Origin of the sequence: Microbacterium sp. bgisy207 (genome assembly GCF_965345035.1) — a bacterium.
Taxonomy (GTDB): Bacteria; Actinomycetota; Actinomycetes; order Actinomycetales; family Microbacteriaceae; genus Microbacterium.
The window spans coordinates 1-12,590 of the sequence record NZ_CBDRMG010000022.1 but is presented as its reverse complement, the minus strand read 5'-3'; the positions used below and the strand labels follow the sequence as shown (position 1 = coordinate 12,590).

Here is a 12,590-nt window from a genome sequence, read left to right as displayed (position 1 = left end):
CCCAACGCCCTCTCGTTGGCCGTTCCGCGGGACGCGATCGATGAACCGTATGTCGTCTGGTATCTCGGCGGGATCGGCGCGCTCATGGTCATCGTGATGGTGCGCCGTCGGCCGATCTTCGCGTGGATCGGCATCGGCCTGCTCACGGTGATCTCGTGGTTCTGGCTCGGTATCGTCGACGCCCTCGAGAGGGGGCTCGTGGGCTCAGTCCTCTGGGTGGGACTCGCTCAGCTGCTGGTGATGCTGACCGACCGCGCGGCCGCAGACACTGCCAAGCTCGTGGAGCTGCAGCGCGCCGCATCCGCGTGGCAGGCGGCCCACACGGTGCGCCAGCGCGAGCGCCGGGTACAGATCCAACGCGCGCTCTCGGTGGCCGGCCCCGTGCTTGCCCGCACCATTGCGCAGGGCGGTGCGCTGACGCCGGACGAGCGCGTGGAAGCGCGGCTCGCCGAGGGAAGCCTGCGCGATGAGCTGCGCGGCGCCCGCCTCTTGGACGACGCCGTTCGCCAGGAGCTCGAGGCGGCGCGCCGTCGCGGTGCGACAGTCACGGTACTCGACGAAGGTGGCCTCGACGGGGTCGATGCGGAGAGCCTCGCCAGCATTCGGGCGCGTCTGGTGGCCGCATTGCGCTCGGCGCGTTCGGACCGGCTCTATATCCGTACCTCGCCGCACGAAAGCGTCGCCGTCACGGTCGTGGGCCGGTCGGATGCCGGCCGCGGCCTCAGCGACGAGGACACCGTCGACCTCTGGACAGAGATCACCCGATTTCCCTCGGACCCAGACGTTCCGGTGTGACCTGTCGGCGGTGCGTGGGCCGGGGCGCCACCATGCGCCGTGCATGCTGCGCAGCAGGCGATCGCATCCTGGTGATCTGTGCGGCCCGGCCGACGGAGGTGCACAACAAGAGAGGCGAGGGGCGGACAGATCGTCCGCCCCTCGCCGGTGCGGACGGTTACCCGAAAACCGGCCGCGTGGCCGAACCTGGGCCGCGCCACACAAGAGGTGGCGGCGGTTCAGCCGAACGCTACTGCGTTCCAGCGATAACCAGTCTTGCCGAGTCGCAACGATTCGTCTGTAGGTATTTTGGGGGACAAAATTGGTCCGGTCGACGACTGGGCCACACGCTCGAAAGCGGTCAGCACGGGGTGCGATTCCAGCCGAGTTCACGTCGAAGCGGCTCCCGCAGCATCCGTTGCGACAGCGCCCACGCCGAGCGCTGCGGCTCGTCCGCGACGGCTTCGGACTGCTCAGTGGCGTAGTGCTCCGACACGACGGCAACGACAGCCGCGATCTCCTCTGCTGTCGCCTCGCCGCGGACGATGCTCATCGGCACGGTGCGGTCGGGCTCGTCGGCACGTGATTCTCTGATCGTCATCGCGCTTAGAGGGGGATGTTTCCGTGCTTCTTGGGCGGCAGGCTTGCCCGCTTGCCGCGCAACGACCGCAGCGCTTTCGCGATCGACACGCGGGTCTGCGCCGGTTCGATGATGCCGTCGAGTTCACCGCGCTCGGCGGCGAGGAACGGTGAGGCCACGTTGTAGGTGTATTCGTTGGCGAGGCGAGCGCGCACCGCAGCCACGTCCTCGCCGGTCTCACTCGCCTTCTTGAGCTCACCCCGGTACAGGATGTTGACCGCGCCCTGTCCGCCCATCACCGCGATCTCGGCTGTCGGCCAGGCGAGGTTGACGTCGGCGCCGAGCTGCTTGGAGCCCATGACGATGTAGGCACCGCCGTACGCCTTGCGCAGGATGACGGTTACGAGCGGCACGGTGGCCTCGGCATACGCGTACAGGAGCTTCGCGCCGCGTCGGATGACACCCGTCCACTCCTGGTCCGTGCCGGGCAGGTAACCGGGGACGTCCACGAGCGTCACGATCGGCACCGAGAAGGCGTCGCAGAACCGGACGAAGCGGCTGGCCTTCTCGCCCGCCTCGATATTGAGCGTCCCGGCCATCTGCGACGGCTGGTTCGCGATGATCCCCACGGTGCGCCCCTCGATGCGGCCGAAGCCGATCACGATGTTCGGCGCGAACAGCGGCTGCACCTCGAGGAAGTCACCCTCGTCGACGATGTGCGCGATGACCTGGTGGATGTCGTAGGGCTGGTTCGGGGAGTCGGGAATGATCGCGTTCAGCGTGCGGTCGGCATCCGTGGTCTCCCACTCGAACGCGGTCTCGTACTCGGGGATCTCGGCGAGGTTGTTGTCGGGGAGGAACCCGAGCATCGTGCGGACGTAGTCGATCGCGTCGTCTTCGTCCTCGGCGAGATAGTGCGCCACGCCCGAACGGGTGTTGTGCGTGTAGGCGCCGCCGAGTTCCTCCATGCCGACGTCTTCGCCTGTGACGGTCTTGATGACATCGGGACCGGTCACGAACATCTGGCTCGTCTTGTCGACCATGATCACGAAGTCGGTGAGAGCGGGGGAGTACACGGCGCCGCCGGCTGCCGGCCCCATGATGATCGAGATCTGCGGGATGACCCCGGATGCCCGCGTGTTGAGGCGGAAGATCTCGCCGTACTTGCCGAGGGCGACCACGCCCTCCTGGATGCGGGCACCGCCGGAGTCCAGGATGCCGATGATCGGCATCCCGCAGCGCAGCGCGAGCTCCATCACCTTGATGATCTTCTCGCCGGCCACTTCGCCCAAAGACCCGCCGAAGGTGGAGAAATCCTGCGCGTAGACGGCCACCGTCCGGCCGTGGATGGTGCCGGTTCCGGTGACGACCGAGTCGCCGTAGGGGCGGGACTTGTCCATGCCGAACGCCGTCGTGCGGTGGCGGACGTACTCGTCCAACTCGACGAAGCTGCCCGGATCGACGAGCAGAGCGATGCGCTCCCGCGCCGTGAGCTTGCCCTTCGCGTGCTGCTTCTCGCGGGCCGATTCCTCGGCGGAGATGACCGCCTCCTGGTAGCGCGCGCGTAGATCGGCGATCTTGCCGGCCGTCGTGAACAGGTCGATGTCGTCGGTCACGCCTCCACACTATCCGCGCGTCGCGCCGAGCCCTTGGAGACCAGCGACAACGCGCCGGGGCATCCGCTGTCGCATCCGTGGCGTTCGGCATCCGTTTCCCTCGATGAGCTGAGGGGATTCGGCCCAGATGAGGGCTCCACTGCGCGCATCATCCTCATCTGCGCAGACACTCCTCTGCTCACGGAGCGCGTCGATGCCGCCCCTGGGCCATCGCCGCGCGGATGGCGTTCTCCACGACGCTCCAGCGTCGGGTCACATCGCGGTAGTCGAACCTCAGCACCGTGTAGCCGGCGAGCTGGAGAGCGCGGTCGTGCGCGATGTCGCGGCTGCGGTCGGCGGCGCTGCTGTGGAAGGCGAATCCGTCGAACTGCACGACGAGGCCGTCGCCGATGAGCCCGTCCACCTCGTGCCCGAGAAGCCAGACCTGTTGCTGGATGTGAATGCCTGCCCGCGCCAGTCGCGTGACGGCGAGGGTCTCGATCCCCGAACCGGATGCTGCGGAGAAGGTCGTGGACAGCCGCTGCGCGGCGCGTGAGCGCCAACGCGTCGCCCGCAATCGGGCGGGGGTGGAGTGCCCGGCGATGATGGCCGACTCCCACACTGCACGCGCCTGCTCATGGGGCAGGCAGCGGGCCACGTGATCGAGGACGTTCTCGACCGGCTCGACGAGCGTGCGTCCGCTCGGCACGATGGCCGTGCTGCGATGCCACCGCACGGCCTCGTGCCGCGAGCTCGAGTGGGCGGGAATCGACAGATGAATCCGCGACGTGCCTTCGGGTGTCCACAATCCGAGGAAGGCGGAGGCGCTGACGCAGGTCACCCGAGCGCCCTGGGTTGCTGCGAGGACGAGCTCGGCGGGTGCGTCGGGGTCGAGAATCCACTGCCGTCGCACGACCATGAGCCTCTCGCGACGCACTGCAGCGCGGAGCGCGTCATTCGTCCATCCCGCATCGGTGAGATCGCGACGGTGAGCGAATCCACGGCTACCGAGATGAGGACGAAGCACGCGCATCCTGAGACGATGACGCGTTCACCGGCTCGGCGGCGCGTCGTGCGGCATCCGGTGCAGAGCTACGCGCGCGGAGCCCCTCGGGAGGAGACGGCACAGCCGCGACGGGCAGCCGGATCGTTGCCGAAAGAAGGAGAATCTGCCGACACGAGGGTCGATCCACTCTCATGCTCCTCGCGCGCGCCGATTCCCCTCGCCCCGCCGCACGCTCGGGCCGCTCAGACCCGCGGTCTACAGTGATCGGATGCAGAGAGCCGAGTTTCCGCGCGGCGCGGCCATCGCGCGACGGCTGGATGTTCGGGAGCACTGCGAGTCGACCAACGCCGAGCTGGTCGCCGCGGTGACCGAGCAGCCGAGTGACTACCCGCACCTCTCGGTGCTCATCACCGACGACCAGCGGGCCGGCCGCGGCCGACTCGATCGCACCTGGTCGGCTCCGCCGGGGGCTGCCCTGGCGATCTCGGTGCTCGTCCGCATCCCGAGCGTCCCGCTGTCGCGCCGGGGCTGGGTGCCGCTGCTGGCAGGCGTGGCCATGACCGAGGCGATCCGCGCTCAGGTGCGGTCGGACGTGACGCTGAAGTGGCCGAACGACGTGCTGATCGACGGTGCCAAAGTGTGCGGCATCCTCGCGGAGGTCGTCCCTGCCGATCCCGATGCGGTGGTCATCGGGTCGGGGGTGAACACACGCATGACTGCCGAGCAACTCCCTGTGCCCACGGCGACCTCCCTCGCCCTGGCAGGCGCCGAACCCGACGAGGATGCTCTGCTTGCTGGCTACCTCGGCGCGCTCGATCGGATGCTGACGGCTCTCGGCGCGCCGGGAGCCGCGGCCGCCGAGGATGCACGCGAGCGCGTGCGAGCCGAGTGCAGCACACTGGGACGCGACGTGCGCGTACTCCTGCCCGGCGACCGCGTCCTGGACGGTGTCGCCGTGGATCTCGACCCGTCCGGCGGGCTCGTCGTGCGACGCGGAAGCGAATCGATCGCTGTCGCGGCGGGGGACGTCATCCACGTCCGCTGAGGGCAGCACAATAGGAGCATGTCGCTGCAACCGGGCACCGGGTCATCCGGGTTCTCACCGCAGCCGAACTATGCCGGGCGGCCCCTGGCTCCCGCGCCGGGCGTCTCCACTCCCGAACTGCTGATCGCGAAGATCCGGGGTCGGCGGCCGGTGCTCTTCCTCTCGGCGCTCGTCCTGATCGCGGTCGCGGCCGCCGCGGGCTACTTCTTCGACAACCTGCCGGCACCGTTGGAGAACTGGATGCTGCTCACGGCCGCGGCCGTGGTCATCCTGCTGCTCGTGTTCTTGCCGTTCCTTGCCTGGCGAGCGCACGTCTACACGATCACGACCCGTCGGGTCATCGAACGCAGCGGACTGTTCGTGACCCGTCGCCGCGAACTGGCGCACGTGCGCGGGTACTCGGTGCAGATGCGACGCGGACCGATCCAGCGCCTCGCCGGCAGCGGCACGCTCATCCTCTCGAACGGGGTCGACCCTCCGATGCGGATTGCACGCGTCCCCAAGGTCGCCCTCATCCACGAGGTGCTCATCGACCAGGTCGAGGTCAATCAGATCCTCGCTCACCGGGACGGACAGACGCCGCCTGAGGCGTGAGACGAGGCATCCGTTCGAGGCCGCGGCGAACCGTGCGCACGCGGCGGCGTGGGATCTGCCGCGGCTTCGCGACAGAATGGACGGGAACGAGAGGACTGTTATGACCTATCGCGTCGGTGTGATCGGCGGCGGACAGTTGGCGCGGATGATGATCGCTCCCGCCGTCGAACTCGGAGTCGAGATCCGGGTGCTTGCCGAGCAGGAAGGCATGGCGGCGGCGCTGGCGGCCACTGCCGTCGGCGACTACCGGGATGCCGACACCGTGCTCGCCTTCGCACGGGAGGTCGATGTCATCACGTTCGACCACGAGCACGTTCCCCAGGATGTGCTGCACGCCCTCGTCGATGCGGGGATCGCCGTGCGCCCCGGCCCGGACGCGCTGCGGTTCGCGCAGGACAAGCTGATGATGCGCGCGCGGCTGCAGGAGATGGGGATGCCGCAGCCGGATTGGGCCGCCGTGACAGGGCCTGCCGAGCTCGGCGCGTTCCTGGATGATCACGGAGGCCGGGCCGTCGTGAAGACCCCGCGCGGCGGGTACGACGGCAAGGGCGTGCGCGTCGTGTCGACAGCCGACGGCGCCGCCGACTGGTTCACGGCGCTCGCGGAGGACGCGCGTGGCGGCGCGCTCCTGGCGGAGGAACTGGTCGACTTCACGCGAGAGCTCGCCCAACAGGTCGCGCGGACACCGTCGGGCGCGGTCTGCGCGTACCCGGTGGTCGAGACGGTACAGCGCGACGGGGTCTGCGCCGAGGTCCTGGCCCCTGCCCCCGGCGCCGGCGCGCGGCTGGTCGCGGCGGCAGCCGAGGTCGGAGAGCGGATCGCGGAGGGGCTCGGCGTCACGGGGATGCTCGCGGTCGAGATGTTCGAGACGGCGGATGATCGCATTCTCGTCAACGAACTGGCGATGCGCCCGCACAACAGTGGGCATTGGACGCAGGACGGCGCCGTCACGAGCCAGTTCGAGCAGCATCTGCGCGCTGTGCTCGACCTGCCGCTGGGCGATACGTCGCCGGTCGCACCGTGGTCGGCGATGGTCAACATTCTCGGCGGACCGAGCGAGGGCGGCCTGTCCGATCGCTTCACGGCGGCCATGGCGCAGCATCCGTCGGCCCGCATTCACACCTACGGCAAGCAGCCGCGGCCCGGACGCAAGGTCGGGCACGTGAACGCGTTCGGGACCGACCTCGACGAGGTCGTGTACGAGGCGCGTGCCGCGGCCGCGCATTTTCTCGACTGACGCGTCCCCTGCCGACTCGTCGGTGCCGGATGCCTAGTTCGAGGGGAGACCTCGGCCGGTGAGCCAGGCCCGCATCCGATCGCGGCCATTGAGCCCTGCGGCATCCCGCACGCGGCCGATGACGGCCCGGCTCCACCCTGTCGGCCGCCCCTGGCTGGCGTGATACGCGGCGAGCTCACCGTCGTACGCGGCGACATCCGCGGCCGTCACCGGTTCGTATCGCTCGCGCGAGTGCACGACGCTCGGCGCGAGTCGGGGCTTGATACCCGCGGGGTCGGTGGGGTCCGGGTAGCCGACCGCGAGTCCGAACGCCACTGCTGCCCGAGGGGGCAGCCCGATCAGTTCGGCCGCGCGCTGGGGGTTGTTGCGCACGGATCCGAGGTAACAGGTGCCGAGTCCGAGCGCCTCGGCCGCGATGACGGCGTTCTGCGCCGCTAGGGCGGCGTCGACGAAGGCGACGAGGGTGGACTCGAGGTAGTCGGCTGCCGCATCGCTCTCGCCCTGCGCCGCGGCGATCGCCGATGCTCGCGCCCAGTCCGCGACGAACAGCAGGATGACGGGGGCCTGGGCGACGAACGTGCTCGCCCCCACCTCGTCCACGAGGGCGCGCCGGGTGCCGGTATCCCGCACCTCGACGACGCTCCACAGCTGCAGGTTCGACGAGCTCGCCGCTGACTGCGCCGCCGTGACCAGGGCGGTGATCGTCTCGTCGCTCACCACCCGGTCTGTGAAGCGTCGTACGGTGCGGTGGCGCAGCAGTGTGGCGAGGGTGGCCGATCCTCGCAGCAGCGGGTCGGTCAGTGCGGGAGCTGCGGCGCCGTAGCGGGAGCGAAGGAGAGCATCGATGTCGGGGGCAGCGGCCCGGTGCGCGCGATCGGTCACGGATTCTCCTTTCGGGGGTGCCGTTCCGGGCAATCCCCAGCCATGCACCCTAGCCTGGTTCGGTGACCGCTCCGCTCCACAGCTCCGCCAACCCGCTCGTCGGTGTCGTCATGGGGTCGGATTCGGACTGGCGGGTCATGAGCGACGCATCCCAGGCGCTCACCGACTTCGGTGTGCCGCATGAGGTCGAGGTCGTCTCGGCCCATCGCACGCCCGACAAGCTCGTCGCGTACGGCCGCGAGGCGCGAGGTCGCGGCATCCGTGTGATCATCGCCGGAGCCGGCGGCGCAGCCCACCTCCCGGGCATGCTCGCCTCGGTCACCGCCCTTCCCGTGATCGGGGTGCCCGTCCCGCTCGCGACCCTCGACGGCATGGATTCGCTGCTGAGCATCGTCCAGATGCCCGCCGGCATCCCGGTTGCGACCGTGTCGATCGGCGGCGCCCGCAATGCGGGGCTCCTCGCAGTCCGGATGCTGGGAATCGCCGACCCAGATCACGCCGACGCGATCGAGCAGTACGCGCGAGAACTCGAGGATGTCGTCGCCGAGAAGAACCGGCGGCTCAAGGAGGCGCTGTGAGCGTCGCGAGTCCGCCCCGACCGACTGGTGCACGGCCGTCGACCCGGCGTCCGGTCATCGAGAATCGCCCGCTGCGCTACCCGAACACCGCATCCCGGCCGATGATGACGCGGCGAGCGTGGTGGCTGCTCATCCTCAACTTCCTGATCCCTGGGTCAGCGCAGGTCCTCGCGGGCAATCGGCGCCTCGGCCGTTTCGGGCTCGGCGCCACGTTGTTCGCGTGGGCGCTCGTCGCGGTCTCGGTCATCACCCTGCTGCTGTGGCAGCAGGCCTTCTTCGCGATCGCCACCAACTGGTTCGTGCTGCTCGTGGTGCAAGGGTTGCTTTTCGCCTACCTGCTGCTGTGGGTCATCCTCACGATCGACACCCTCCGGCTCGTGCGGCTCGTCCGTACCGGCCCTCTCGCGCGGTTCGCCGTCGCGCTCGTCGGTATCGCCGCTCTCGTCCTCGCCGGCAGCGGCGTGGTCTGGGCATCCGATCGGCTTGGCGGACTGCGGGACTCGTTCGGTGCGATCTTCGCCGAATCCGGGCCCTCGGTGCCGCCCTCGGACGGCTACTACAACATCCTCTTGCTGGGCGCCGACAGTGGCGAGGGTCGCGACTCGATGCGCTACGACAGCATCTCGGTCGTCTCCATCAACGCCGACAGCGGCGCCGTGACCATCACCGGCATCCCGCGCGACATGGTCAATGTCCCCTTCGCTCCCGGTCCTATGCAGGACCTGTACCCCAACGGCCACACCGGCCATGCCGACCCGGTCTGCGGGTGGGGGAGCGGCATCAACCAGCTGCGGACCGAGGTCGAAGTATGCCGCGACGGCACCGCGCTGTATCCGGATGCCGTCGCCAACGGCTCGGAGCCCGGCATCGAAGCGACAAAGGATGCCGCAGAAGGGCTTCTCGGGATCGAGATCCCGTATTACGTCTTCATCGACATGCACGGCTTCGCCGCTCTCATCGATGCGCTTGGGGGCGTTGACATCGAGGTCAGCGAGCGGCTCCCCAAGGGCGGCGGACCCTCCTATGAAGGCCAACCTGCCGAGGAGTGGGCCATCGGGTGGATCGAGCCCGGTCTGCAGCACATGGACGGCGACACGGCCCAGTGGTACGCGCGCTCCCGCTACACCACGAGCGACTGGGACCGGATGCTGCGCCAGCGGCAACTGCAGGAGGCGATCCTCGCGCAGTTCACGCCGATGAACGTCCTCAACCGGTTCAACGAGGTTCTGACGGCCGGCACGGCCATCGTGCAGACCGACATCCCGCAGTCGATGGTGCCCTACTTCGCCGAGCTCGCGCTGAAGTCGAAGGAGCAGCCGGTCACGACCATCGAGTTGACTCCGAGTTCGGTCGGTGGCATCGGCGTCATCCCCGAGGAGCTTTCGGCCGATGATGTCGCGTTCATTCAGAGCTACCTGCAGCAGACGCTGCATCCGCCGACTCCCACACCCACGCCCGGTGCGTAAGCGCGTGAGGTTCCCGGTTTCCCCGACGACAGGCTCGATGCTGTGACGACGACATTGCGGGTGGTGCTCGATCAGCTGGTCGCGCCCACCGATCCCGACCTCGCGATGGCCTCGCGGGAGCTCACGCGCGCCCTGATCGCTGCCGCACCACGGGGATGCGAGGTCTCTGGGGTTGTTCCTGCGGCCGGCGACGACGCGCTCGCCGAGGTGCGGGCATTCGAGGGCCTTGCCGGGGTCGAGTCCTCGCCGATCCCGCGCCGGGAACTCGCCACCGCAGTCTCCCTCGGCCTTCCCAGCGGCCTCGGGGCGGGGATGCTGCACTCGCCGACGCTGTTCGCGCCCCTCGTTCGTCACGACCGCGTCCACAACCACGAGCAGACCGTGGTCACGATCTGGGACCTCACGCCCTGGACCCACCCGGAGCGCGTCTCGAAGGCGTCAGTTGCGTGGCACCGCGCGATGCTCAAGCGTGCGGAGAAGCACGCGGATGCCGTCGTCGTGCCGCTGCACGCCATGGCGGAGGAGCTGGCAGAGCGTACGAAGCTGCGCGGCCGGATCCGGGTGATCGCGGGTGCCGCGCCGGACGGATTCGCCGAGCCGCGGGATGCCGTCGGACGTCGGCGGACACTGGGCGTGCCCGAAGGCGCGGTCGTTGTCGACGGGGCGGGGGTCACGGCGGCGGAGCTGGGCGCGCTGATAGCCGCGCTCGGGCGGGAGGTTCCGGAGGCTCCTGTCGTCGTCCTCGACGCGCCGCCAGACGCGGAGGGCGTCGGGTCCGCCGTGCTGGCCCCGGCCGTGGATGCGGCAGACCGCGCGTCGGCGATCGCGTCGGCATCCGTTCTCGTCGCTCCCGGCGTACTGCCCTCCTACGGGTGGCGTGTGCTGGAGGCGCTTGCGCTCGGGGTTCCCGTCATTGCCGCCGCGTCACCGGTCCATCGCGAACTCGTCGGTGAGGGGGGACCGGTCATCGAGGGTGGAGCGGATGCCCTCGCGGCATCCGTCGCGCCACTTCTTGGGCCGGATGCCGAGCGCCGCCGCGCGGCCACGCTCGCTGCCGATCGCGGACGGGCCTTCTCGTGGCGAGAAGCCGGCGAGCGGGTGTGGCAGTTGCATGCCGACTTGTAGATCCCGCTCGGCGCTCCTCGTCACGAGAGCGTACTTGCGTCACACTAGTAACATGGCGCGATATCTAGGCCGAACCCCACGGCGACTTCGGGGGCTCGCGTTCGCCGCGTGGGCGATTATCGCCTCCGGGCTCCTCGTCGCAGGGGGCCTCGTTAGCTTCGTTCCCGCCTCGAGCGCCCTCGCGGTTGACGTATCGGCGTCGGAGACAGCTGCGTCGACCGTCGATGCTTCGATCGTCAAGGCTGCCGACCTCAGTCAATTCAAGGCGGGAAACATCATCAGCGATGCGGTCTTCTTCAACTCCGCGACAATGACCGAAGCGCAGATCCAATCTTTTCTTGAGTCGAAGGTCTCCTCGTGCCGGTCTGGCTACACGTGCCTTAAAGACTACTACGTCCAGACACGGTCGATCGCCGCCGACGCCATGTGCGGTGCATACTCCGGCGGCGGATCCGAACGTGCCTCGCGAGTGATCTACAAGGTCGCGCAGGCCTGTGGCATCAACCCACAGGTCATTCTGGTCATGCTGCAAAAAGAGCAGGGCCTTATCACGTCTACAGCTCCCAGCTCATGGGCCTACCAGGCAGCCATGGGGCAGGGCTGTCCCGATACAGCCGCGTGCGACGCGCGATACTACGGGCTGTTCAATCAGGTCTACGGCGGCGCATGGCAGCTGAAGCGTTACGCCAACCCGCCGGGCACCAGCAACTACTTCACGTGGTACGCGCCGGGTAAGATCTGGAATATTCTCTACCACCCCAACAGTGGATGTGGACGCGGGCCGGTCTATATCGAAAACCAGGCGACGGCGAACCTCTATTACTACACGCCCTATCAGCCAAATGCTGCGGCTATCGCTGCGGGCTATGGCACTGGTGACTCGTGCTCGTCGTACGGCAACCGAAATTTCTTCAACTATTTCACCGACTGGTTCGGGTCGACGCAGGACTCGGTGGCGGCTGTCGTCAGGGGACGCTATGAACAGCTGGGTGGCGAGGATGGTTATCTAGGGAGCCCCGTTACTGGTCTCGATTGCGGTTTGGTTCGAGGCGGTTGTTATCAGGCGTTCGAGGGCGGTGCGATCTACGTTACTCCGGCGGGCGGAGTGTTCGACGTGGCCTCAGTCATTCGTCCTGGCTGGGCGCCGTCATTCGAAGGCGGGAGCGCGGGCTACCCAACGGGGAACACGGTCTGCGGACTCACCCGCGGTGGCTGCTACCAAGTGTTCGAGGGTGGCGTTGTCTATTCGTCGAAGGCGGGTGCCCATCTACTGACCTTGGAAACTCACGCCGCGTTCACGAGGGTTAGTTCGGAGTGGGGGACGTTTGGATACCCCGTGGGCAGTCAGGTCTGTGGCCTCGCCCGCGGTGGTTGTTACCAGCCGTTCGAGGGCGGACTTGTGTTCCATACGCCAGCCGGCTACTCATTTGCTGTGGGCGCGGAAGTACGAGCGGGCTGGGGCCCAGACTACGAGTGGGGGACCATTGGCTACCCTACGGGGGATCTTGTCTGCGGACTCGCAAGGGGCGGATGCTACCAGGCCTTTGAAGGTGGACTGATTTACCGTACGCCCTCCGCGGCCAGCATTGCTGTCGGTAGAGACAATGCCGCTGAGTACTCGTCTCAGCACGCGGAGTGGGGTCTGCTGGGATATCCGGTGTCGCAGCGTGTGTGTGGGCTTGCGCAGGGAGGGTGTTATCAGGCGTTC

12 protein-coding genes are annotated in these 12,590 nt (G+C 68.3%); 8 read left to right on the top strand and 4 right to left on the bottom strand.

Going from position 1 to position 12,590, the window contains the following annotated elements:
- Nucleotides 1-795, top strand: a 795-nt coding sequence (locus ACSGC5_RS14645) for a hypothetical protein (RefSeq protein WP_434971318.1), incomplete at its 5' end; no start/stop codon positions are given.
- A gap of 340 nt (nt 796-1,135) precedes the next feature.
- Here the strand turns inward: ACSGC5_RS14645 and ACSGC5_RS14640 are convergent.
- From ACSGC5_RS14640 to ACSGC5_RS14630, 3 genes are all read right to left on the bottom strand, one after another.
- Nucleotides 1,136-1,375, bottom strand: coding sequence for an acyl-CoA carboxylase subunit epsilon (locus tag ACSGC5_RS14640; protein WP_434971317.1), 240 nt, complete (start codon nt 1,373-1,375; stop codon nt 1,136-1,138).
- A gap of 5 nt (nt 1,376-1,380) precedes the next feature.
- Nucleotides 1,381-2,970 carry an acyl-CoA carboxylase subunit beta gene (locus tag ACSGC5_RS14635; protein WP_434971316.1) on the bottom strand — a complete coding sequence of 530 codons (1,590 nt, stop codon included), beginning with the start codon at nt 2,968-2,970 and terminating at the stop codon, nt 1,381-1,383.
- Between the two features lie 178 nt (nt 2,971-3,148).
- On the bottom strand, nt 3,149-3,982 hold the full coding sequence (locus ACSGC5_RS14630) for an endonuclease domain-containing protein (RefSeq protein ID WP_434971315.1): 834 nt from the start codon (nt 3,980-3,982) through the stop codon (nt 3,149-3,151).
- Nucleotides 3,983-4,223: 241 nt separating this feature from the next.
- On the opposite strand from ACSGC5_RS14630, the gene ACSGC5_RS14625 reads away from it, so the two are divergent.
- The 3 genes from ACSGC5_RS14625 to ACSGC5_RS14615 all read left to right on the top strand — a co-directional run bounded on the left by ACSGC5_RS14625 (nt 4,224) and on the right by ACSGC5_RS14615 (nt 6,831).
- Entirely contained in the window at nt 4,224-5,000 is a 777-nt protein-coding gene (locus tag ACSGC5_RS14625) for a biotin--[acetyl-CoA-carboxylase] ligase (protein ID WP_434971314.1), read from the top strand.
- A gap of 18 nt (nt 5,001-5,018) precedes the next feature.
- A complete protein-coding gene (locus ACSGC5_RS14620; RefSeq protein WP_434971313.1) occupies nt 5,019-5,594 on the top strand; it encodes a PH domain-containing protein in 576 nt (191 codons plus the stop codon).
- A gap of 76 nt (nt 5,595-5,670) precedes the next feature.
- Nucleotides 5,671-6,831: a 5-(carboxyamino)imidazole ribonucleotide synthase gene (locus ACSGC5_RS14615; protein WP_434971312.1), complete on the top strand. Its 1,161-nt coding sequence runs from the start codon at nt 5,671-5,673 to the stop codon at nt 6,829-6,831.
- A gap of 33 nt (nt 6,832-6,864) precedes the next feature.
- Here ACSGC5_RS14615 and ACSGC5_RS14610 read toward each other — a convergent pair whose 3' ends face one another.
- Complete coding sequence (locus tag ACSGC5_RS14610) at nt 6,865-7,713, bottom strand: nitroreductase family protein (protein WP_434971311.1); 849 nt, start codon at nt 7,711-7,713, stop codon at nt 6,865-6,867.
- A gap of 110 nt (nt 7,714-7,823) precedes the next feature.
- Between ACSGC5_RS14610 and purE the strand changes: the two genes are divergently transcribed.
- The 4 genes from purE to ACSGC5_RS14590 form a co-directional block, all read left to right on the top strand.
- Entirely contained in the window at nt 7,824-8,291 is a 468-nt protein-coding gene (purE, locus tag ACSGC5_RS14605; RefSeq protein ID WP_434971319.1) for a 5-(carboxyamino)imidazole ribonucleotide mutase, read from the top strand.
- Nucleotides 8,288-9,757 carry an LCP family protein gene (locus ACSGC5_RS14600; protein ID WP_434971310.1) on the top strand — a complete coding sequence of 490 codons (1,470 nt, stop codon included), beginning with the start codon at nt 8,288-8,290 and terminating at the stop codon, nt 9,755-9,757. The genes purE and ACSGC5_RS14600 overlap by 4 nt, the downstream gene beginning before the upstream one ends.
- A 42-nt stretch (nt 9,758-9,799) precedes the next feature.
- A complete protein-coding gene (locus ACSGC5_RS14595) occupies nt 9,800-10,882 on the top strand; it encodes a glycosyltransferase (protein WP_434971309.1) in 1,083 nt (360 codons plus the stop codon).
- Between the two features lie 52 nt (nt 10,883-10,934).
- Nucleotides 10,935-12,590, top strand: a 1,656-nt coding sequence (locus ACSGC5_RS14590; protein WP_434971308.1) for an LGFP repeat-containing protein, incomplete at its 3' end; no start/stop codon positions are given.